The organism is Membranihabitans maritimus, from assembly GCF_021729145.1.
GTDB lineage: Bacteria > Bacteroidota > Bacteroidia > Chitinophagales > Saprospiraceae > Membranihabitans > Membranihabitans maritimus.
The window spans coordinates 1-257 of the sequence record NZ_JAJSLW010000112.1 but is presented as its reverse complement, the minus strand read 5'-3'; the positions used below and the strand labels follow the sequence as shown (position 1 = coordinate 257).

The window sequence follows — 257 nt, the reverse complement described above, 5'->3', positions numbered from 1 at the left end:
AACCGGAAGACTCAGATAACCTTGAAATGGGCTTTGGCTTAAGTTGGCAAAATCTGCCTTATGCAGATAATTTAAGTTTTAAAGCGATTTACTTTGATAACGAAATCAATAATTACATCGATAATGTACCATTTATGTATTACCTCGATGCTGACGGTGAAAAACAGCTTGGTTCGCCAGGGCCAAAACCTGCCAATGGTATACCTGTTGCTACTCATCGAGATTATAGTGCTAAGAATATTGGTAAGTTATTAAGC

1 pseudogene is annotated in these 257 nt (G+C 37.4%); it reads left to right on the top strand.

From position 1 onward, the window contains the following. Positions 1-257, top strand: a pseudogene (locus tag LVD47_RS23530) (TonB-dependent receptor); the annotation flags it as partial.